The organism is Salinimicrobium profundisediminis (assembly GCF_026241755.1).
Classification (GTDB): Bacteria; Bacteroidota; Bacteroidia; order Flavobacteriales; family Flavobacteriaceae; genus Salinimicrobium; species Salinimicrobium profundisediminis.
In genome coordinates, this window is sequence record NZ_JAPJDA010000016.1 from 1 (window position 1) to 22,733 (window position 22,733).

Here is a 22,733-nt window from a genome sequence, read left to right on the forward strand (position 1 = left end):
AACCCTAACGTGGGGGTGGGTGCTTATTTAAAGCATGAGAAATACTATATTTCTCTATCGGCCCCAAAGATCCTCGAAACTAAGCGGGCACGAGAAGAGGAAGGCATAGTAACTACGGCGGCAGACAGGGTGCATATGTACTTAAGTGGAGGATATGACTTCAGGCTGAACAGCACGTTGGAATTAAAACCTTCTGTTATGCTGCGATATGTGCATGGCGCCCCCGTTTCGGTAGATTTTACAGCCCTTATGAACATTCATAACAACTTTGAGATTGGAGCAGCTTACAGGACCGATGAGGCCATTAGCGGCCTTGCCCTGATCAAGGTGATCGACTGGTTTGACTTTGGTTACGCCTATGAATCTTCCCTGCGTTCGGAATTACAAAATGCCAGCAATGGCACCCATGAGCTGTTTGTTAGGTTTACACTGAAGGATTAGTAGAAAGTTTCTGATCTTGATTAAGCTTCAGGATTTATTTTAGAAATAATAAAGAAGAATCTGCTGTGGTAGAAATACCCGGCAGATTTTTGTTCTTTAAGGCTGAAGCAAAAAACTTCCGAAGAAAAAAAGCTGCCCGATTTTGACATTTTTGATACCTTAACAAAATCATAAAAAATGTAATATTGTTATATGATAAAAGCAGTAATCATTGATGATGAGCTTAATGCCCGTGATTTGCTGGAGAAAACCCTTGACAGGTATTTGCCTAACCGGGTCAATATTGTGGAGAAATGCAATTCGGTAGATTCGGGGGTGACGGCAATTAGGAATCATGCGCCAGAGCTGGTTTTTTTGGATATTCAAATGCCCGAAAAGAATGGTTTTGAACTCTTCAATTATTTTGATAAGATCAATTTTGAAGTCATTTTTACCACGGCTTTTGATAGGTTTGCTATTAAAGCAATAAAACGCAGTGCGCTGGATTATTTGCTGAAGCCAATAAATCATCTTGACCTGGCTGAAGCTTTAAAAAAATTTGAAAAGAAAAACGAAGGCAACGCTGCACAGAAAAAACTGTCTTTACTGCTGGAGAACCTCAATGTCAATGACCAGAATGTGAGTAAAATTGCATTCCCTACGCTTGAAGGTTTTGAACTGGTGCACACCAATCAAATTCTCTATTGCAGGGCCGAAAGCAATTACTGCAACATAAAGAAGATTGACGGCAGCACAAAAATGGCTTCAAAGACTTTAAAATACGTAGAAGGAATACTTCCGGAGCACGCTTTTAAGAGAATCCACAAAAGCTATGTGATCAACCTGAATTATGTGGTGAGGTATCACAAAACGAATAAGGAGATAGAATTAACAAATGGAGAGAAACTTCCGGTTTCCTTTCGAAAAGAAGAAGAGTTTATAAATGCCATTTTACAGAACCACTAGGTCTTTCTTCTTACTATTCTTGTGGTGTAATTTAGCGCTCTCTCAAAATTATCCTGTAAAACACTTTACCTCGGCAAATGAGCTGCCCAATAATGCCGTGCGATCGCTACTTGTAGATAGTGATAAGGTGCTGTGGATTGGTACCGAGAACGGCGTGGTTAAAAAAGAAAATGGTGTCTTAAAATACTATTTTGAAGAAGATGGCTTAGCTCTCAACAGCTGTTGGGCCATTGCTGAAGACAAGAACGGCAATTTGTGGTTTGGCAGTTACGGCGAGGGGATCAGCATCTATGATGGCTTCGATTTTAAGCTTATTTCTGAAGAAGACGGGTTGATCCACAATGAGATCACCAAACTTTTTTCTTGCCAAGACCAGGTTTTTGTGGGGACCAGCGATGGGGTTTCCATGATTGATATCAACACTTTTAAAGTAGTTTCCATGGAAAATCCGCCGGGTAAAGAACTTTTTAGGGTACAGGATTTTTTTAGCTACAACAATGAGATCTATGTAGCCACGTACAATTTAGGCATCTTCAGAATTGATGAGCAGCAGGATGAAGCGGCTCTTGTGAAAGTCAGTGATCACAAGTTTATTTACTCTGTTCTGGTAGATAATGACAGTATTTACAGCAGTAACAAAGAATTCTTTACAAAGCAGAAGCTGGCAAACTATGTACAGGAAAAGGATCTTGCTGCCGAAAAATTGGGCACTTCCATCATCTGGGATTATGTAAAAACCGGGCAGGACAGGATCTTCGCGGCGGCCTGGGGCATATATGATACCAACGGTGGGATCTATGAAATAGTAGGAGAGCGGCTGGTCTCAAGAGCATCCGAATTCAATATTACCAGCAAGGAAGTTATTTCCCTGGCCTACGATCCCGATTTTGAAAAGCTGTACGTGGGCACCAGGAACGACGGACTCTTCGAGATTGCACTAAATCCGCCAATCACTTTTCATGAATCTGCCGGCAAAAGAACTTTGGGGTTTGCCAGAACAAAAAATGCTTCTGCAGTACTGCGGGATGATGCTATTCTTGTCAAAAATGGCAAAAATGAACAAACAATTAGCTTGCTTCAGCTTAAAGAATGGCAGGAGGATTATGTGCAAACCACCAGCCTGCCACTTCCCAGGCACGAAGATCATTTTTACGAACTTGATTATTCTACAGTAGCTGAAGACATTAAGTTTTACGACATCAAAGTTCACCAGGATATGTTTTGGGTGAACACCAATATTGGGGTGTTTGCAATCAAGGCTTCAGGAGAATTGGAGCGCTATTTACCCCTGCATTCCGAAGAGATCAATTTTACGCCTGAAGGCAAACTTATAGAAACCAATCCGTATGGTGGGGTGAGGGTCTACAGCGACCTGGATGGGTTTAAGTACACCAGGTATGATCAGGAAGACAGGCATACCCCTACCATGATTGTAGGTAGCCTCCAAAAAGGGCAAAAAACTTATATGTTGTCCATTTTTTCAGGGCTTTATACCTGGCAAAATGGCCACTTTCTTTCCTATTTCAAAAAAGGCATATGGAAAGAGAAAAAATTAAAACACATTACCCAGTTAGGTGAAAACCTGGCGATTTCAAATGAATTTGGAGATGTTCTTATTGTAAATGATGCAGCTGCTTTCAAGGTCTTAAAGAAGATCCCGCGGGCTAAGATTCAGGGGAATACCATTTCTTTCCTGGAGAATTACCGTGGAACACTTATTATTGGCACCGAAAAAGGACTCAATCTTTACAAAGATGAACGGTTTATTTTTGTAGACCGGGAGCAGGGGCTCGAGCAGCCATTGTTGAGTGCTGACGTGAGAGAGAATGTGCTTAGCATTGGAAGCGACAACGGGTTTTATGAGCTGGATCTCGATGTGCTTATTGAACCAAAGATGCTGGTTGATGAGATTGAACTGAAGGAAGTTTTTGTTAATAACCACAAACTTGCACGGTTGCCGGTAACAATTGAAGACAGGATACAACTGGCCCATAATGAGAATACGCTGCTGCTGAAGTTTAGTACAAAAGCACATCCCTTTCCTCATAAACTGAAGTACAGGTACCGGTTGAACAAGAATGCCTCCTGGAGCCTTGCCACTTCAAAACCCGAAATATTTTTGCCTTCCCTGCCTCACGAAAATTACAGTATTGAAGTACAGGTTTCAGATGAAAGTACCGGGATCAGTTTCACGAGGCCTTTGCTGAACATGTCTATATTTCCCCCTTTTTGGAAGACCTGGTGGTTTGGTGGCCTGCTGGTGCTCATTGCCGGAACGGGAATTATGGGGATCTATAAATTTCAGATAAGGCAGAACAGGAAGTTTGAAGCGCAAAAAGGCCTTATTCAGAAGCGCCTGGAAGAGACTAAAATGGAGGCCCTGCTTGCACAGATGAATCCGCATTTTATCTTTAATGCCATGAATTCCATTCAGTACTACATCATGGACAATGATATAGAGAAAGCCACTGAATTCCTGGGAGATTTTTCGAAATTGATCAGGTTAAACCTCGACCATTGTACCAGGCCCAAAATCCTGTTAATTGAAGAAATTGAATACCTGCAGGCCTACATCAGGGTTGAAAATACAAGGTTCAATAATGCCATTCAGGTAATCTTTGAGGTAGATCCTTCGATTGATGCTTATGAGCTAGAAATTCCTACCATGTTGCTGCAGACTTTTGTAGAAAATGTCTTTGTACATGCTTTCCCACAAAGCATTAAAAATCCGCTTTTAAAAGTTTCCTTTGAATTGCTTTCAGAGGGTTTGCTGCAGTGTAAAATTGAAGATAACGGGATTGGTTTTTCAAGCGGCCAAGGCAACAGGTTGCATGAATCTAAAGGGGTCAATTTGGTCAGGGAGCGGGTGGCACTTCTGGGTTACGAGGTGGAAGAGACTTTACAGGTAACTTCAGTGAAAAATGAAGGCACTTTGATACTCCTTAAATTAAAAGTTTAACGCTTACGTTCAAATTCCATACGTTTACTAAATGCTTTAATTCCCTCTTGCTAAATCCTTTAGTTTTGTGGTGAATTAAGGAAAGATACAGTTGCTGTTCCCGGGATTATTATAAGTAGGGGTTGTAATTTTTTTGGAACATGCGAACTGTTCTTTTCCTAATTTTTAAAACTTCCTGTCTACAACATTACCAACTACATTTTTTTTTAATAGTCAGCATAACTGAAGCCTCTTATTGCCCATTAGAAATTGGGGAATCGTACTCAATCAGTTCTTGACTATATGCGAAGAAAGGGTTCAACTTTAGGTAAAAGTCAAACCCCGGTATTTTGAAACTTACACAGTTTACGAGATAGTGTCTATCTTGACAATATTTCCTTCACTTTCTGTTCAATTCCTTTATCTGCCTTAGTCAAAGCATTTTTAGCTAATGCGACATTTATCCGATGATTAGAAAGATTGGTAGCATTAGCCAGCCAATCTTCCATTCTCATTTTGCCTTTGGATTGATTAATTGAACGCAAAGTAACGGCTACGTTTTCAGGACAATTTACCACCTCTGCAATTTCCGCATTGGTTAAGCGGTCGCTATATGCCATAAATACAGATTCTGATGAACGAATGTGTTCGTAATCATAGCGATCACCACCACGCAAAGTTTCCCCTGTGTAGCAATCGGTATAAAGTGCTCTACCATCTCCTCCTCTTATCAATGCTTCCTGGTGCATTTGTGCCTTTACTTTAGAGAATAACAAATCTATTTCCGTACGGTGGTATGGGCGGGAGGGGTTGTGCATTTTATTTACCTTGTTTTTTTGCGCTTTTATCTTCTCTTTAAATGTTGTCAATAACATTAATCTTCGAAGCTTCTGCAATGACCACTACAATTATCTCTATGCTTAATCTTATTTTTAAGCTCCTTCATATAGCGGAAGTAACACCACTTCCTCCCCCTCCTTTTTAATACTTTTTAAAATAATTTTTGGTGGCCCGGGAATTGAAGTGGTGGCAGTAAAAAATGTCTATATAAACAGTTTAACTATGAGATCGGAAGTAGTAACTTAAGATTAAGATTTTTCCAATCTCTTTTTTCTGAGGATAACTGATCCTTAAATTCTTGAATAACATCCTTTACTGAATACATCGGAATTTTATTTTTAAAAGTAGGTGCAAATCCGTCAAGAATAAACATAATAACAGCCGGTATGATGCTAACAGGCAATAGGGCCATCATCGCAGCGTTCACGGCAATCTTTCCAAAGACTGTTTCAGCTTCATTTTCCTTCTGCTCTTCCAGATGAAGAGAATATTTCAAATCAGCCGCCAAATCAACCTCAACGGTATTTACTATGGTATTCTTATAGAATTTTTCTGCTTCTGTCGTTATCCTCGCCAGTTCCTCCGAAAAAATTTGGTTTTCACTTTTTACTGTTTTATTCAAGGAATTTTGAACAATATCTAAATCTTCTTTGGATACGTGTCCTAAAAAAGACTTTTTTTCAAGTTCGTATGCCAGAGTATTAATAAGCCTTTTCTTAAGAGCCTTCCTCTTTTCTAATGTTTTCGAGTCCATGAGAAATGTGATCCGGTCAGCTAATGATTCAGCTGTGGAGCGTTTTATTTGCTTGATCAGGGCCTTCTTGCCAAACGGTTTTTCGACGCTTTTTAATGCTGCAAAGCCTTTCGTTTTTTCAACATTATTTACCAGAATTGATTTCACTCCAAGTATACGATTCACTTCCTCAGAAAATTCCTTGGCACCTCTGGAGTCTCCCTTGGTGATCACGATGACAGGTTTTAATTTTTCCTGTTGAATTGCTTTTATGGTATTAATTTCATAATCTTCAATTCTCTTTCCTTCTCCTGAGATACAGTAGACAACGGTATGAAGCCATTGTTTCACATCCTTTTCCCGCTGCTTATCTTTTTGAAATTCCTCGAATTCATTTAACCATGTTCTTTCTTTCCCAGCTTCAAGGCCCCAAGAGTCATAAATATTAACTTTGTGCCCAGAAATTTCACCTTGTTCTAAATGAAAACCTTTAAGAGTTACAGGTTTTCCGACTCCAACCGCAGCTTTATTTATTCCGAAAAGATAATTAAGGAGAGAACTTTTTCCAACGCCAGATTTCCCAATAATCGAAATATTATATCCCTCCATTATTATTTGATTTTTTCTTAAAAAATTCCTTGAAAAGTTCAGCGAAAATGGTGTCAAAATTCTCCAACAAATTGTTCGCTTTTGTAGTGTCTCCATTTAGGATTTGCTTATTTAACCTAAACATCAATTCAGAGGTCGCTTTTCCCATTGCGTAAGTAATCACAGAAGCTACTGCGGCGTTAATCATTCCTCCAAGTACAGTTCCTATTCCTGGAATTAATTTTATGAGATTTCCAGCCAAACTACGGCCAAGATTCGAAATTACTAAGGAGGCACCGGAGGTCGCCATAAAGTTTTTGGCAATATCTTGGTAATTACTGAAATCGTATGCGTAAAGAATTCGCGCAATCATTCCAGCCTGGCTGGCAATTAGTACTGGTGCATCTGAAAACGGTATAGGACTCATGCCTACAAATGCATTTCCTGTGGTATGTTGTAAAATAATTGAATCAGCTTTTCTGCGCTTAGCATCTATGTTGATCAATTGAGCACTAATAAAGGCGAGTTCAAGTGATTTAGATAAATTTCTAGAGGACCAGTCCACCACTTTGGAAAGGTTTAGGTTCTCTTCCGCTTCGAGAAATTCTTTCTTATCAGTGGTGAAAAATGGCGACTCAGTAGAAGAATATGCAATTTTAAAGTTGAGGCGGTTGTCCATTGCCTTTACCATTGCTTCTAGATCCTCCTCATTAACTTCATCACATTTGCTAAAAATAAGAGCCACGGGTATACCATAACCCTGAAGTTTCTGGTGCAGGTCTTTATCATAATCAGTAATTCTAGCTGAACTGGCAGAAATAACATGCCAAATCAAGTGGATTTGTTCTTCAACCGGTTTATTAATGTTCTCCTTAACAAAGTTTAGGATGGTATTTTGAAATTTTTCATCTGCGCCTATTTCAAAACCTTCTGTATCGAATAGGTTTATTGGCTTCCCAGGAGTTTCGATTTTATGGATTCCTCGTGTTACAGGTTGCCCCGCTCCAACGGGTGCAGTTCCTTCTCCAAAAATTTGATTTACAATTGTACTCTTGCCTACACCTGTGCAACCAACGATTAAGATGTTAGGTCTTTTTACTTCCTGTTCTATTTTTTTAAACTCTTCCTCAAATTTGGCGGAAATTTCCTTTTGACTGTCTGCTGTGACCATAATCGTTTGTTTTTATTAGTTTATAATTATTGATTCTTTTTCTATCTATTTATATTTCTTCTTCAGGTTTTAAACAATACCAAAGGAGCTTTAAAGATGGATTTCCCCTCAATTCTCTGCCACAATTTATATTCTGTTTTCAGCGTGATTAAATTTTATTAAATTCAAAAAAGCCCGTATTCAAATAACCTTCTGTCTTCAAATCCAGCCCGTGTACTCTAATAAATGCATTTTGCATTTTCTCTTTTTCCTCCAGAGGATTTGAAAACATGGAAGTTACTTGTATGGTAAGACCTCCATCTATATACTGTCCTCTAACATTGATGGAATGTTTAGTTTTTATTTCAAATGTTGCCATTTTTTCAAGCTGCTTAATTTATGGTTCCGACTTTTTTTGCAGTTGACCATGTGGAATGTAAAGCACCTATGATCTCTTGCTTTCCAATTATACTCCCCTGATTCCTCTTATATCCCAGCACCTTCATTCCTTCCGGAACTTCAAAGGATCGAAGATTCTCTTCCTTGTTAAATTTTATTTTCTCAGGAAACAGGACCTCAACCTCATCAAAAGCTTTAAATCCTTCTGTGATTATTATCTCCGGTTGAAGAGCTTCTATTAACTGCTTCATCCACACCCTTGCTAAGTGAAAAATATTTTTGCTTAATTCTTCAGGAAGTATCTTCAGTAGCCGTTTGAAATCAGCAACATTGTCTGTCGCCCAATAGTAAAAGTTCGTTTTGACCGTGTGGTATTGCAGATCCTCTTCCCTGCCTGCCTGCCGGAAAAGAGATTTCGTCTGCTCTGCAAGCGCATGAGTATTGAGATAATATTCCAAAGCTTCCATAGGTTGAAACCCTTCTACTATCCTGCCATGCCAGTTATAATATCCTCCTCCGGGATTAAATCCTATCAACATGATCTTGGGCTGCTCAATCAATGGACTGAACAACAGCTGGCAGCCTTTGTATAAGGATTTAATTTCGGGATTGTTCTTTGCGGCTGCAAGAATTTGTTGATGCACAAGAATAGCCCCTTCAGAAATCTCTGAATAATAAAGTTCCATAGAAGTAGGTTAGGAGATATTAAGGTAGGGGCTTAAAATCATGTTAATTATAGATAAAATATCAATCTTTTTAATTTGTTTATTATCTCAAATATCCATTTATAAAGCTGTTGTGGCACAGCTTAGCTATTGATCATAAACCTAAAAATTATGTTAAAGTAAAAAAATCTCGTTTAGTAAACGTGCGGTATTTAAATGTTATCGTAATTGAAGATTCCTCCGTCGTCGGAATGACAAAGCTGATTTATTGATTTCCATTAAGAAAATCACTATAATTCTTCAATAGGCCTCTTATCTGCTCCGCCGCCACAGGGTTTGCAGAATGGACTTTGAATTTCTGTTTACGAAGATCCAAACCCGATTCATAGACCAATCATTTAGCTGCGGCATAACCATCTGGTGCCACTTCTCCATTTTCATTCAGCCCCAGGTCATTGTCGAAACTAATAAAAGAGGGCAGGCCATTTTCCTGAATATATTTTACAAATTCAGTATAGCTCCTCACCACAAAAAATGCAGCGGCTGCAGGTTCAGCATAGATCATGTCGGGAGACCGCAGGTCGTCTAGGAACAACTTTGACATAATAGCTTACTAAACATTATTCATTATACCTTATACATTAAACAATTATTTAAACCCTACCACCTTCCGCACCGGACTCTTATACTGCTCTTCTTCGCTAATGTTGTAGATCTCTGCCAAAGTTATTTCTTTATCGGTAGTGTATTCTGAATTTTGTTCTTTGAATAAAAGATTTGCTTTTTCGGGAGCCAGGGCTTTGAATTCATAAGCCGATTTTAAGCGGCCTTTTCTTTTTAGAGCAGGATCTATGTTTTGAACATCGGTATTAAAAGTGGCAATTATTTGTATTCCCAAAGATTCTCCTAAAATACCGTCGGTAATATTCAGGATCATGGCCAGGTTTGAATTGCGTTGCCGGTCACGGGAGACAATCAATTCTTCTGCATCTTCAATAACGAGGATGGAGTTTGGATTGTCTATAAGGTATTTGGTCATGGCCACATTATCGAGGTTCTGCGCCATCTGCCCGGGCAGGAAGACTATTTCTTTTTTGATGAGTCCGCACAGGTACCTGATGTAGGTGCTTTTACCTGTTCCGGGTTTGCCGTACAACAGGTGAAGTCCGCTTTTGTTATCCTCCTGTAGGATCTTCAGCATCCTTTCATGAAAACCGGGAAAATCATGGTTGTAGCTTAGGTTTAGGTTGAGATCTGGCTTGGCAAAATCTATCTTTTTATTGTCCAGCCCATGGGGTTGCATGATGATGAGGTTGATTTCGGCTTTGTGCGGTTTTTCCTTTTTAAATACTTTAATAAAATCTATTAACTCAAGCAGGAGAGAAGCATTCTCATTGTGGAAATACACGGTGACTTCGTCTGCATCCTGCTTAAGCATAATCTGCTGCTTCAGTATAAATATAACATCAGCTTTATACTCCTCTTTTTCAAAGTTTCGCATAAAGTGCTTTCCCAGAATTTGCTCTTTAAATTTTGCCTGGAATTCAGGATAAAATTTTTTAATATCGCATGCCGAAAAGCTGTAATAGCTGGGAACTTTTCCGAAGTAACCCAGGTACATCTTCGGTAAATGATAGAAGTTCATCAGGTGATTCACATGCTGCAGGTTGAAATCGGGTAAGAATTCAGGCTCGGTTTTATTTCCGTAGTTCATGGCTATTGGTGTTTAAGATAATTCCGTCTCCACAACCTTCCGAAGTCCCCCTACATTCCCGCAGAATTTTAGCAGAGACGGATTATATTTTAAAAGAACCTGCTGTTCTTTGATACAAAGATGATGGGAAGCGACGCCAAAACATGACGCTCAAAGATGTCATTTATTAATACCTTTTTAGAGCCTGCTGTAATTGAGATTTGATTTCTTCCTTTAATTTTTGGGGTTTAAGCACCTTAACCTGGTCACCGTAAGAAAGAATTTCCATCCTAAAATCGTAAGTGGGCCTGATATAATACCTGAACCTCATCTCCCTGTCATTCTTTAACAACAACTCCTGACTGTGATGCAACGGGAGGGATTGCACATATTGGCCTTCGCGGGGAGTGAAAGACAACAGCACTTCTTCAGCAGCTTCATTGGTGCCATTAATGATCCCAAAACTATCGCGGAATTCTTCGTGTACGTTGTAATCTATGGCCAAAAATCTATGTTCGGTAATGATCAGCTTCTTCATACGGTCAAGAGCAAAATTCTTGACCTGCTCTTCATCTTCAGCTATTAAATACCAGCGGTTTTTGGCTTCTTTTAGGGCAATGGGTTTCACACTCCGGCTGCTTACGGACTCATCCCAATACTTGTAATAATCAAAATTTACAACAAGCTTGTTCTGGATGGCGTGGATTAATCCTGCCATATGTTCTGTACCCAAAGATTTCCGCTCCTCAAAAAGGAGGATTTCAGCAAAGCCTTTAGACAGACGAATGGCATTAACGATCTCAAAATTCTCCCGGAGTCGGCGGGAATGCATACCCTCTATGTCATCCTGTATAGAATATTTGTTGGTGCTTTTATCTGAAGCTATCGTAATATCATAAACCCTCTCAATATTCTTTATATCCCTTTGAAAGGTGCGGTGAGAGGTAAGTAGATTTTCTTCTAAGGCATCACGGGCCTTGCCTATCTCTCTTTGCACCTCTTCATAACTCATAGGCCTTATTCTCAAAACAGAAATGATCCTGTTGTACCGTCTAATGGTTTGGGCTAATGACATAATTTAAGAACAGATTTTTGAAAAGAAAGAGGCTACCTGTTCCTCAAACAAATCTACAGGAATGCGATGTCCCAGTAACGGATCAATCTTGATCTCCAGTTCATGATCCTGCAGGTGCCTGCCCAAAAAAGCCAAAGTTTCCTGCGGATTCACAATCTCATCCCTGCCGCCAAGCAGAAGTTGCTTTGAAGCATTACCTCTGCGGAATTTTGCTTCCGGAAGCATAAGGCTCCACGGGTATTTCGACAAAGGCGGATTAAATAAGAGGGCCGGCCTGCCAATCCAGTTGGAAATAATGTATCCGTTCAAAGCTCCCATACTGCTGCCTATAACCACATTGAATTCAGTTTCAGGGTAGGGCTGAAGGATCTCGATTGGCTGAAGGTGTTTTTGGGAATAATTAATATTGGGTGCGTGAACCTTGCCATACCTCTCTAAAATGGCATTTTTAGCCTCGCTTAATTTGCTGTTCAATCCGTGTAGATAAAGAATGTGCATAGGTGTTAGCTTGTTTACTAATGTAAATAAATAAAGAGAAGACGACAAAAAGTGTCGTGAGTAAAATTTTTTCTGAAAATTAAGCTATTTAGCCTCTGCTGAATTTATTTATAATCCCCTAGAATTTGTTAATTCTATTAACTTTTGAGTAAGCTTTTTTGATATATTTGATCTGAAATAACAGAATAGGCCCTACCTATCCTTCTCAAAACTACGCACATGCATAATCTAATGTTTACCTCCTGTTACAGGAGGAACGTCGCGCGCATCTTCTTATTTGTAGGGCTCATTTTAGTTGCCGGTTGTTCTAAGGATGACGACGAAATTTCTGAAACCGGAGATCTTTTTTATAAAGATGCATTGACTTCTGCCAGCATGCAGCAATTGAATGGGGTATGGGCTATTTATGAAGTAGCATTTGAAGGCAAAACTGCAGGTGTGCCTGCAAATTATGAGGAATGCGGTCGGGATTTTTTTCAGTTTACCACCAATAATGTCTACCGCGATTACTATCATATCTCCAGCTATGAATGCGAAAAAGAGGTGCAGAACCTGAGCTATGACCTGGAAAAGGGCGTGATCAAGCTGCGTAATGACTGGGGCTCTTCCGAAGAAATGGTTATTACCCAGCTCACTGCCGATAAACTGGTGTTTAAGATGAAGGTGGAAATAGATGATGACCCTGAACTTGAGATAGTCAGTTTTATGGCACGTAAATATTCCCCGCCCAATGACATCGACCTGTATTCCTACACTTTTGGGAATGAACTTACCGACGAAAACCGGAACGAGATCAAATATACCTGGCAGGCCTATGACGGCTTCTATAAGTTTGACAGTTATGAGATCTATAGAAGTGCAGCGGGCTGTAGCAAAGCCAATGCCCAACTGGTAGCGACGATTAAAGACGGGGCTCAAACTTCTTTTATAGATGTAAATCCGCCTGCATCTCAGGAGATATGTTATTATATCAAGATCTTTAATGAAAAAGGTTTGCTGGGGGAGAGTGGCTTGGTTGAATTTTTTACCAAGAACCTTCGACCTTCACAGGTAAATTTTGTGAATGCCGAAGTGCAAAATGGGGAGGTGAAACTTGATTGGGAGCCGTTTGAAGGGAATTATTTTTCACATTACAAAATAGCCGTTCGTAACTATGACGGCGGTTCAGGTTATGCTTTTCAGGAGTATCCTGTGGGAATAATTGAAGACAGGGAAGTGACGAGCTTTATAGACAAAACCCCTCCTCATCTTAAGGAGCCTGTATATGCCATTTATGCCTATGATATCTTCGGAAATGTGAGTTCAGAACAATATTCCGATAAAAATAAATGGAAGCTAAGCTGGTCGCACCCTGAAGTTATGGATTTCGATAACATAAAGTTTGCAACCCCTGCTCCAAATGCTTCCGAAATATATTTCTACGGAAGATCGGAGACCGGCCAGAGTCAACTAATCAAATACAATTATCGGGACCATGTAGTTACAGCCACCGCCAATAAACAACCCGAAGCAATGACCAGCATACATATGCAGGTACATAACAGCGAAACCGGGAATGAGCTGTTTTTTGCCCAGGGAAATGCACTTGCTGTATATGACGCCAGTAACCTTTCTTACAAGTATGAACTGAAGCTTGAAGGCATACCTTTCTTCTTTGATTTTGCGTATCTGGGCAATGGTATTTTCAGCTTTACCAATAGCACAGATATCTACACGTTTAAACGTACAAATGGTAGCATGGAATTAATTTCCCAAAAGTCTCACTTTACAACGCACTTCGGAAATACAGCTTACCACCTGTTGCCTCTCAAAAATGGCGAAATTCTGGTAGGGCATTACCAGGAGCCCAAAAGTTATAAATTTTCTATCGATGCCCAGGGCAAAATCTCTGATGGGCAGCTTGTGAATATTCCTATAACATCACGCCCACAGAAGACAACTTTATACAGTCCCAATCAGAATTATGTGATCAACTTACTGGAAAACAAGCTTTTTTCTACGCTGAATTTTGATGTGCAGGAAACATTTGAAACCCCATACTTTCCGTCAGGAATAAGCAGAGATGGGAATCTGATCCTGGGCTCAAATAATGATCCGCAGGAAAATATTTCAACCGAATCTATCCACGAAAAGAAAGCCAGGATCTATAACCTCACTACAAATAAAGTGACTACTGTAGAAACCAAGGGATATCCACATTTAATTTTCGAGAACCACCTGGGGCAGATCATTAGTATCTCCTCCGGTTTCAAAAGAGAAGACCTTGAAAGTACCGCACCTAAACCAGATATTTTTGTCGAGATACTGGAATTTTAGTGGTCAGTGATCGGTATTCAGTAATTAGAATTTAGTATTGAGAATTTAGTATTGAGTATTGAGTGAAGTGTCAAATTCCGATGGCGCGGATTTGTAATCCGTGACGTGTGCAGTTTATGTAGTGATTAGTAGTCGTTGTTCAGTAATGAGAATTATGTATAGAGTGATTTTCTGGGATTAAAATTATCTCTCATTTTTCCTTTTATCTGCCAAAATCAGCGAAATCTGCGGGAAACAAAAGTGTCAAATTCCGATGGCGCGGAATTGTAATCCGTGACGTGTGCAGTTTATCTAGTGATTAGTAGTCGTTGTTCAGTAATGAGAATTAAGTATAGAGTGACTTTCTGGGATTAAAATCATCTCTCATTTTTCCTTTTATCAGCGAAAATCAGCGAAATCTGCGGGAAACAAAAGTGTCAAATTCCGATGACGCGGATTTGCAATCCGTGATGAGTCTAAAATTTAGTAATCAGTTTTCAGTATTCAGAAAAATCAACAGAAGCTCAATTTGTGCTGAGGTGTCAAAAATGTCATTTTGAAGAAGTTTTTTTAAGCTGAGAATTTTGTGTTGAGTATAGAGTATTTCTGGGATTAAAAATCGTCTCTCATTTTTCCTTTTATCTGCGAAAATTAGCGAAATCTGCGGGAAACAAAAGTGTCAAATTCCGATGGCGCGGAATTGTAATCCGTGACGAGTCTTACAGTTTAGTGATCAGTGATTAGAAAAAAGAAGAAGCTCAATTTGTGCTGAGGTGTCAAAAATGTCATTTTGAAGAAGCCTTTTTTAAGCTGAGAATTAAGTATAGAGTGACTTTCTGGGATTAAAATCGTCTCTCATTTTTCTTTTTATCAGCGAAAATCAGCGAAATCTGCGGGAAACAAAAGTGTCAATTCCGATGGCGCGGAATTGTAATCCGTGACGTGTGCAGTTTATGTAGTGATTAGTAGTCGTTGTGGGATTAAAATCATCTCTCATTTTTTCTTATAGCTGGAATCCTTCCTATTGACATAAATAATGGCAATGAATTTTTGCCCTTTTTGAAAGGCAATTAAAATTTGTGGTGGGGAATCCAGGGGCATAGGTAAATCTTGAAAAACACTTCTTCTCCTTTAGCTTTACGGGCAAAACAACTTTATCCTAATCGGGTTTATTTCCTTCTTCCGGGTTTTTAGATCTCGCTCATAAATATTTCTAGATTAACTGCTGATTAATAATGGCAGGATAGTTGTAAAGCCTCTATTTAAAATAGTAGTTCTTTTATATTTGAAAGTTTTACTATTAATTTGCAGAGTAAAAATTTATATATGAAGCACTTACTATCTCAAATTAAAATTGAGGTCAATGATAAGCTTTACCTTAAAGACCCCGAATCTACAGACCTGGGCAGGAGAATTATTCAACATAGTATCCTGCTTATTGATCGCATGGGCTTTGAACAATTCACCTTTAAAAAGTTAGGAAAAGAAATTAATTCTAACGAAAGTTCGGTTTACAGGTACTTTGAGAATAAACATAAACTACTCTTGTACCTTACTTCCTGGTATTGGGCATGGAAAGAATATCAACTGGTCTTTTCTACCGCCAATATTGTTGATGCCTCTGCAAAGCTCCAAAAGGCCATGCAGGTACTCACCCGGCAGGTAGAAAAAGATGCTGTGATATCTCATATAGATGAAGTTGTGCTTAGCAGGATAGTAGTGAACGAATTTTCAAAATCCTATCTTACCAAAGAGGTAGACAGGGAGAATAAAGAAGGCTTTTTTGCAGTTCACCATCGGCTTGTGTTAAGGCTTAGGGAGATGATCCTGGAGGTGAGAAGCGATTATCCTTATCCTTCTTCTCTTGCAAGTACAATTCTCGAGGGTTCTCTTCACCAGTTTTTTCTGAAAGAACACTTTCCTTCATTGACAGAGTGTAGTGAAACTATTCTGCCTTCAGACTATTTTACTCACATGGTTCTAAATGTTTTAAACCTGAAAAATAATGGCTAAAGAATCAGCCTCTCCTTTAAAGCGACTACAGGGATTACTCAAACTTGATAGAAGGGATATTTTACAAACCTTCTATTATGCCATTTTCGCCGGACTACTCAACCTCTCGGTTCCACTGGGAATCCAGGCTATAGTTAATTTTATTCAGGGCGGAAGAATAAGTACTTCCTGGATAATTCTCGTGGTGCTCGTAACTGTCGCAGTGGGTTTTGTAGGGGTTCTTGAACTCATGCAGCTCCGGATTGTTGAGAACATTCAGCAAAAGATATTTACCCGTGGCTCTTTTGAATTTGCCTACAGGTTTCCGAAGATAAAAATGAACGAGTTTAAGAATTCGTATCCGCCAGAGCAGGCCAATCGTTTTTTCGATATTCTTTCAGTTCAAAAAGGAATTTCGAAGTTATTACTCGATTTTCCTGCGGCCCTGGTTCAAATCGTTTTCGGGCTCATTCTGCTGTCGCTGTACCATCCTCTTTTTATCATTTTTGGACTTCTGCTGGTAAGTCTTATTTACCTTGTGTTTAGGTTTACGGCTCGCCGCGGCATGGAGACCAGTCTTGAGGAATCAAAGAGCAAGTATAAGGTGGCGCACTGGCTTCAGGAAATCGCGCGTTCTCTGCTCAGCTTTAAACTATCGGGTAATACCAGTCTTTCACTTGTCAAAAATGACAAATATACCATGAAATATTTGGCGGCCCGCGAAAGTCATTTTGGGGTGCTGCGCATTCAGTATATTAAAATGATCGTATTTAAAGTGCTGGTAACCGGTGGCCTTCTTGCAGTGGGAGGGCTCCTGGTACTTAATCAGGAAATGAATATTGGGCAGTTTGTGGCAGCCGAGATCATCATTCTTTTAATAATGAGCTCTGTTGAAAAACTTACCCGCGGGCTCGAATCTATTTACGACGTGCTCACTTCTCTGGAAAAACTTGGAGGGGTGCTGGATATGAAAATTGAGAAACAAACGGCAGAGAATTACCTTTCTCAGGATGAACCGCTTTGCATTGAACTTTCTAATGTTGATTATCGGGCTGAAGATTCAGACCTGGTTATTCTGAAGGATATCAACCTGAAGATACTTCCGGGGGAAAAACTTATTGTGTCTGGTAGTAACGGAAGCGGGAAAACCAGTCTTTTAAAGCTGATTTCGGGTGTAACCGAAGCCTCTTCAGGCCATGTTTATGTTAATGATCTTTCAATTAAAAGCCTTCATATCAATGGCTTTAGAAGCAGGGTGGGAGTTTACTTTCCCGAAGAAGTACCCTTTGAGGCAAGCCTGCTTGAAAACCTCAGTTTTGGCAGCCCAGGTGTAAGCGAAAAGGAAGTGATGGAGGTGATAAAGGTGGTGGGGCTTTCACAATTTCTAAAGCTGCAGTCAAACGGCCTCAACAGTGTGATCTATCCTGAAGGAAAATTTATGTCAAACCTGGAGCGAAAAAAGATCATCCTGGCACGGGCTATTCTTAAAAAACCTGAACTCCTTATTCTGAAAGAACCTCTTGAGCTTTTCAATAAAGAAGAGGCTACCAGGCTTATTGGGTTTTTAGCCGATAAAAAACACAAAAGGTCTATAGTAGTGGCCAGTAGAAATGAACTTTGGGAAAATGTATGTAGTAGAAAGATCGTACTGGAAAACGGAAGGATCAAAGAAACAATAGAGTTAGAACATGCTTAATATATCAAAATATCCTGTAGGCAATGAGGTAGACCTTAAGAAGTTTGAAGCAGGAAAAAGGGCACTCCACAAAAGGCACTATAAATACTTCAATAGGTTTTTGTTAGCCGCTTTTATAGCCTTGTTGATCATCCTCTTTCTGCCCTGGACGCAAAATGTAAGTGGCAAGGGCTATGTCACCACTCTTATGCCCGAACATCGGCCTCAAACCATTCAATCCCCAATTCCGGGGAAGATTGAAAAATGGTATGTGCAGGAGGGGGAGTTCGTGCAAAAAGGAGATACAATTCTTCATATTTCCGAAGTAAAAGGGGAGTATTTTGACCCTTTACTGGTAGAAAGAACTGCCGAGCAGCTAAACGCAAAATCGGGTTCTGTAGAGTCCTATTCCGAAAAAATTAAGGCGCTTTCCTCTCAAATTAATGCGCTGGGAAATGAAAGGGAGTTAAAAAGACAGCAGGCTTTAAACAAACTGCGACAGGCCCGGCTAAAGCTGGAAAGTGACAGTATAGATCTTGAAGCTGTAAGGGCTAACCTCGATATTGTGCAGGCTCAGTTTGAACGAACCCAACAGTTGCAACAGGAAGGGCTTAAAGCACTGCCCGATGTTGAGGAAAAAAGGCAAAAGTTGCAGGACTCCCGGGCAAAACTAATTTCCCAGGAAAATAAACTGCTGGCGAGCAGGAATGAAGTTATCAATGCCGAACTTGAAATTAACAGGATAGCCGCCGAATACAGTGATAAGGTTTCTAAGGCGCAAAGTGATTTGCATACGGCGCGTTCCAACCAGTATGATGCTGCGGCCCAGGTGAGCAAGCTCCAAAATGACTATAGCAATTACTCTATTCGCAACCAGATGTACTATGTGCTGGCCCCTCAAAAAGGTAATATTAATAAGGTCTTAAAAGCAGGTTTGGGTGAAACTTTTAAAGAAGGAGAGAGGTTGGTGGAGATTATGCCGGCCGATTTTGATTTGGCAGTAGAGACTTATTTGAAACCGCTTGATGTGCCTCTAATGCACGAAGGTGAGAAGGTAAGGGTGCAATTTGAAGGCTGGCCTTCAATAGTGTTTAGCGGTTGGGAAAACCTTTCCTACGGAACTTATGGTGCAAAGATCGTTGCCGTAGATAATTTTATAAGTCAGAATGGAAAGTACCGTGTTTTGTTGGCACCAGATCCCGAAGATGAGCCCTGGCCTAGAGGGGTGAGAATTGGTTCGGGGGCAACAACCCTGGCCCTGCTTGATGAGGTGCCTATCTGGTATGAAATATGGAGAAACCTTAACGGCTTTCCACCAGATTATTACCAGCCTGAAGTAGTTGTTGAAAACCAGGAAAAGCAGAAGTGATGAGATTTATTTTGGCCATTGCATTATTCCTGCAAGTTTTTGTTTTAAAGGCACAGGAAACCACAACTCAGGTTTTGAGCTATCCAGAATTTTTAGCTTATGTGAAGCAGTATCATCCTATGGTGAGACAGGCAAACCTTCAGCTTGAAATGGGCGAAGCCGAACTTTTAAAAGCAAGAGGTGCTTTTGATCCCAAGCTGGAAATAGACTACAGCCGCAAGGAATTTAAAGGCACCGAATATTATGATCTCTTAAATTCCACTTTTAAAATTCCCACCTGGTATGGCGTAGAATTAAAGGCCGGCTTTGAGCAAAATGAAGGTGTATATCTAAATCCTCAACGCACAGTTCCTCCCGAAGGCCTGTTTGCTGCCGGTGTATCATTATCTATCGCCCAGGGCTTGATTATGGACAAAAGACGGGCGGCACTTCGTTCAGCCAGGGCCTTAAAGGAGCAAACAGAAGCAGAACAAAACCTCATGATAGCCGAAGTACTTTTTGAAGCTTCCGTGGCATATCTCAATTGGGCAAGGCTCCAAAAAGAACTTGAAGTGTACCAGGAATTTGTGGTCAACGCCCGGCAAAGATCAGAGGGTATTGGGAAAAGTGCTGCCTTTGGTGAGATCGCAGCTATAGATACTGTTGAAGCAGGTATTGCGCTTCAGGAACGCCTGCTTCAGTTAGAGCAGACAAAGGTTAAACTGCTAAAACAAAAGCTTGAAGTTTCCACATTTCTTTGGCTCGATAATAATGTGCCGGTAGAATTACAGCCTGGAACTGTACCTGAAGTTGACTTCTTACATGACCAAGTTCTTGAAGTGCAAACAAAAAAAGGTGTGAAAAATGCCATTTTTGAAGGGCATCCAAAATTAAGGGCCCTGGAGGCAAAACTGAAATCGCTAAGAGTGGAGCAACGTTTGAAGGTTAACAACCTTTTGCCAAAAATAGATTTGGAATATAACTTCATTACTCCGGAACCTGAACTCATTGATAATTTTGATACTTCAAACTATAAAGCCGGTTTAAATATAAGTTTTCCACTTTTTCTTCGGAAGGAGCGCGGCGAGCTGAAGTTGGCCGAATACAAAATTGAAGATGCTTCCCTTGAACTGGAATTGAACCGCCGGCAAATAGAAAATAAGGTCGACGGATTAATGCAGGAGCTGGATTCTTATGTAGAGCAAATAAGGTTAACTTCAGAAATGGTAGAAAATTATGAGCGACTGTTAAATGCCGAAGAGCGAAAATTCAGTTTTGGAGAAAGTTCCCTTTTTCTGATCAATTCAAGGGAGACAAAGCTAATACAAGCCCGTTTAAAACAAACTGAGCTCTTTACAAAGTTTCTAACCACTAGGGCTGAACTATATCGCAGTCTTGGGGTAATACCGGATATGGATGCAGAAATTCAGCAATAATAAAAAATGGAATCTGGAAAATCATAACATTGACTTTCCGGATTCCGTTTTAATTTTTCAAGAGCCAGATGCAATGCTCTGAATGCAATCAATATAATCGTGCTTCTGAATCTTAAAATTTATTCAACTCGTACCTTAATCCTAAATTGAACCAACGCGTAGGCATAGGTACAGCGCCTGCTTCGGTATATTCAGCATCAAAAAGATTAGTTACCTCTGTAAATAAGAGAAGCTTTTGCCAGTTGTAATTCACACGTATATCTGTAACGTTATAAGCATTAGCGAGTTCCCGCTGTAGCCATCGGTTTTCTACCTGTAGGGACAGGTTGTCAATTCTGTAGGAAATTCCTGCAATAAATTGATGTTTTAGAGACTCCAGGACATATTTTGACTGGATCCCTTCTGAACTTCTAATGCTTGGGTCCAGATAATTATAACTTAAGCGGTACCCCAAAGACTGGTTGTTTTTCAGGTAAAAATTCTGTTGTATCCTGGCATAAACCCCCTGCGTGTTGTTCTCACCAAAGTTTACCGGGGAATAGGGCTGTGAGGTATCTTCTCTTACCCAGTCTATGAAATCGTTAATCTCCCGGTAGAAGTATCCCACCTGCAGGTTTAAATTCTCTTTCTGGTAATGAATGTTACCTTCGTAATTCCAGGCGTCTTCGGGTTGTAGCGAAGCATTTCCTATATTTCCGGGGCGCTGGTCCAGGTAGAGATCTGTAAAGGAAGGGATTCTTTGGCCGGACCCTATGCTGGTAGAAAGTTTCCAGTGATTATTGATGAGATAGGCCAGGTCTAATCCGGGATACAGTTGCCAGCCAAAATCGGTGTTGTAATTGGCGTAAACTCCCGCCGTTCCTCTAATCTTCTCTCCAAGGCGGCTTCTTATTTCGGCATAAGCACCATGGTTATCACGCTTATGTTCCCCAATGTTTGAACTGTTGATTGTTTCCAGTCGGGATTCCCAGCCAAAGCCAAGGGTGCCCAAGTTGGTTACAAGACTGCTGTTAAGTTCAAGCATGAGGGCGTTGGTGTAGTGTATGGAGCGGCCTTTGCTAAGGTCATCTTTAAAATACCGGTAGTCGTCTTCACCATAGCGATTGCTTATTCGGGGTGAGATCATAAAGTCGCCCCACTGGTGCCTTGAAGAAAGGCTGAAAATAGACGATTTCACAAGCTCTTCCGAATTACGGTCACCGGGGGCGGCGTAAAAGCCATTGGCGCCAAATTGGCTGTCTGCATAACCCGCCATAGCCTGCAGTTTGTTGTTAATATCAAGGTCAATTTCACCGTTATAAAAAAGTCGGGTGTTTTTTGAAGCCGAATTATAACGCTGCCCGTTGTAGTTGGTCTGGGCCAGGGATAAAAGGTGTCTTTGATTTTCATTTCCGAAGTTAGCGGTAACTTCTGCACGCCCCCCGGCATAAATACCAGATCCGTCGCCCTCTTCTTTTTGTTTAAAAGAGCTTCCCGCCTGCGCAATAGCAGTGATCGAGGAATGGCGTTCTTTTTTGGTGACAATATTAATGGCACCCGTGAGGGCGTTGATCCCGAAAACCCTTGCCGCCGCACCTCTAAGCACCTCAATATGGTCTATTGCGCTTAGCGGAATGGGGATATTCATCATGTTGTGGGCAGTTTGCGCATCAATCATTTTTACGCCATTGATAAGCAGTATGGTTTGTTCGGAAGTGCCGCCGTCAATAGAAATGTCGGTTTGAGTACCGAAAGGACCGCGCTGCCTTACGTCAACTCCGCTGATGTAAGACAAAACTTCATTGATAGATTTTGCAGGAAGCATTTTAATTTGTTCCTGGGTGACCACCTGTATATCCCGTGCGGCCTGGCTAAAAGGAATCCTGATCCTGTTTCCGTGTATTACTACTTCCTTTAGCTCATTTTCTGGATTTTCCTGATTCTCGTGTTCAGGAGATGTCTCCTGTTGTTGTGCAAATACAGGGAGGCTGCATAAGACACCCACTGCAAAAATTATTTTTTTCATTTAATTATATTCAATTG

The 22,733-nt window shown here is 40.4% G+C and carries 18 protein-coding genes; 8 read left to right on the top strand and 10 right to left on the bottom strand.

Annotated elements, in window-relative coordinates:
* The 3 genes from OQ279_RS10530 to OQ279_RS10540 form a co-directional block, all read left to right on the top strand.
* Positions 1-441 (top strand): PorP/SprF family type IX secretion system membrane protein (locus OQ279_RS10530; RefSeq protein ID WP_266069855.1); only part of this gene is annotated, 441 nt, incomplete at its 5' end.
* Between the two features lie 192 nt (positions 442-633).
* A complete protein-coding gene (locus tag OQ279_RS10535) occupies positions 634-1,386 on the top strand; it encodes a LytR/AlgR family response regulator transcription factor (protein ID WP_266069856.1) in 753 nt (250 codons plus the stop codon).
* Entirely contained in the window at positions 1,364-4,345 is a 2,982-nt protein-coding gene (locus OQ279_RS10540) for a sensor histidine kinase (protein ID WP_266069857.1), read from the top strand. The genes OQ279_RS10535 and OQ279_RS10540 overlap by 23 nt, the downstream gene beginning before the upstream one ends.
* 359 nt (positions 4,346-4,704) lie before the next feature.
* Here OQ279_RS10540 and OQ279_RS10545 read toward each other — a convergent pair whose 3' ends face one another.
* From OQ279_RS10545 to OQ279_RS10585, 9 genes are all read right to left on the bottom strand, one after another.
* On the bottom strand, positions 4,705-5,193 hold the full coding sequence (locus OQ279_RS10545; RefSeq protein ID WP_266069858.1) for a hypothetical protein: 489 nt from the start codon (positions 5,191-5,193) through the stop codon (positions 4,705-4,707).
* A 191-nt stretch (positions 5,194-5,384) separates the two neighbouring features.
* On the bottom strand, positions 5,385-6,506 hold the full coding sequence (locus tag OQ279_RS10550) for a GTPase (RefSeq protein WP_266069859.1): 1,122 nt from the start codon (positions 6,504-6,506) through the stop codon (positions 5,385-5,387).
* Positions 6,493-7,656, bottom strand: a complete 1,164-nt coding sequence (locus tag OQ279_RS10555; protein WP_266069860.1) for a YcjF family protein — start codon at positions 7,654-7,656, stop codon at positions 6,493-6,495. Before OQ279_RS10555 ends, OQ279_RS10550 begins: the two co-directional genes overlap by 14 nt.
* Positions 7,657-7,804: 148 nt before the next feature.
* Entirely contained in the window at positions 7,805-8,014 is a 210-nt protein-coding gene (locus tag OQ279_RS10560; protein WP_266069861.1) for a DUF6140 family protein, read from the bottom strand.
* A 13-nt stretch (positions 8,015-8,027) separates the two neighbouring features.
* Complete coding sequence (locus OQ279_RS10565; protein ID WP_266069862.1) at positions 8,028-8,720, bottom strand: hypothetical protein; 693 nt, start codon at positions 8,718-8,720, stop codon at positions 8,028-8,030.
* A 373-nt stretch (positions 8,721-9,093) separates the two neighbouring features.
* Positions 9,094-9,303 (bottom strand): cyclic-phosphate processing receiver domain-containing protein, encoded by a 210-nt coding sequence (locus OQ279_RS17910; RefSeq protein ID WP_306419781.1) that lies wholly within the window; start codon positions 9,301-9,303, stop codon positions 9,094-9,096.
* Between the two features lie 45 nt (positions 9,304-9,348).
* Positions 9,349-10,413 carry an AAA family ATPase gene (locus OQ279_RS10575; RefSeq protein ID WP_266069863.1) on the bottom strand — a complete coding sequence of 355 codons (1,065 nt, stop codon included), beginning with the start codon at positions 10,411-10,413 and terminating at the stop codon, positions 9,349-9,351.
* Positions 10,414-10,579: 166 nt separating this feature from the next.
* Positions 10,580-11,467, bottom strand: coding sequence for a helix-turn-helix transcriptional regulator (locus OQ279_RS10580; RefSeq protein WP_266069864.1), 888 nt, complete (start codon positions 11,465-11,467; stop codon positions 10,580-10,582).
* Positions 11,468-11,470: 3 nt separating this feature from the next.
* Positions 11,471-11,965: a YqiA/YcfP family alpha/beta fold hydrolase gene (locus OQ279_RS10585; RefSeq protein WP_266069866.1), complete on the bottom strand. Its 495-nt coding sequence runs from the start codon at positions 11,963-11,965 to the stop codon at positions 11,471-11,473.
* A gap of 219 nt (positions 11,966-12,184) precedes the next feature.
* On the opposite strand from OQ279_RS10585, the gene OQ279_RS10590 reads away from it, so the two are divergent.
* From OQ279_RS10590 to OQ279_RS10610, 5 genes are all read left to right on the top strand, one after another.
* Positions 12,185-14,281, top strand: coding sequence for a lipocalin family protein (locus tag OQ279_RS10590; RefSeq protein ID WP_266069867.1), 2,097 nt, complete (start codon positions 12,185-12,187; stop codon positions 14,279-14,281).
* 1,305 nt (positions 14,282-15,586) lie between these two features.
* Entirely contained in the window at positions 15,587-16,273 is a 687-nt protein-coding gene (locus OQ279_RS10595; protein ID WP_266069868.1) for a TetR/AcrR family transcriptional regulator, read from the top strand.
* Complete coding sequence (locus tag OQ279_RS10600) at positions 16,266-17,948, top strand: peptidase domain-containing ABC transporter (protein WP_266069869.1); 1,683 nt, start codon at positions 16,266-16,268, stop codon at positions 17,946-17,948. The genes OQ279_RS10595 and OQ279_RS10600 overlap by 8 nt, the downstream gene beginning before the upstream one ends.
* Positions 17,941-19,296, top strand: coding sequence for an HlyD family secretion protein (locus tag OQ279_RS10605; protein ID WP_266069870.1), 1,356 nt, complete (start codon positions 17,941-17,943; stop codon positions 19,294-19,296). Before OQ279_RS10600 ends, OQ279_RS10605 begins: the two co-directional genes overlap by 8 nt.
* Positions 19,296-20,711 carry a TolC family protein gene (locus OQ279_RS10610; RefSeq protein ID WP_266069871.1) on the top strand — a complete coding sequence of 472 codons (1,416 nt, stop codon included), beginning with the start codon at positions 19,296-19,298 and terminating at the stop codon, positions 20,709-20,711. The genes OQ279_RS10605 and OQ279_RS10610 overlap by 1 nt, the downstream gene beginning before the upstream one ends.
* 112 nt (positions 20,712-20,823) lie before the next feature.
* On the opposite strand, the gene OQ279_RS10615 is transcribed toward OQ279_RS10610, so the two are convergent.
* Complete coding sequence (locus OQ279_RS10615; protein ID WP_266069872.1) at positions 20,824-22,716, bottom strand: TonB-dependent receptor plug domain-containing protein; 1,893 nt, start codon at positions 22,714-22,716, stop codon at positions 20,824-20,826.
* Positions 22,717-22,733: the final 17 nt, after the last annotated feature.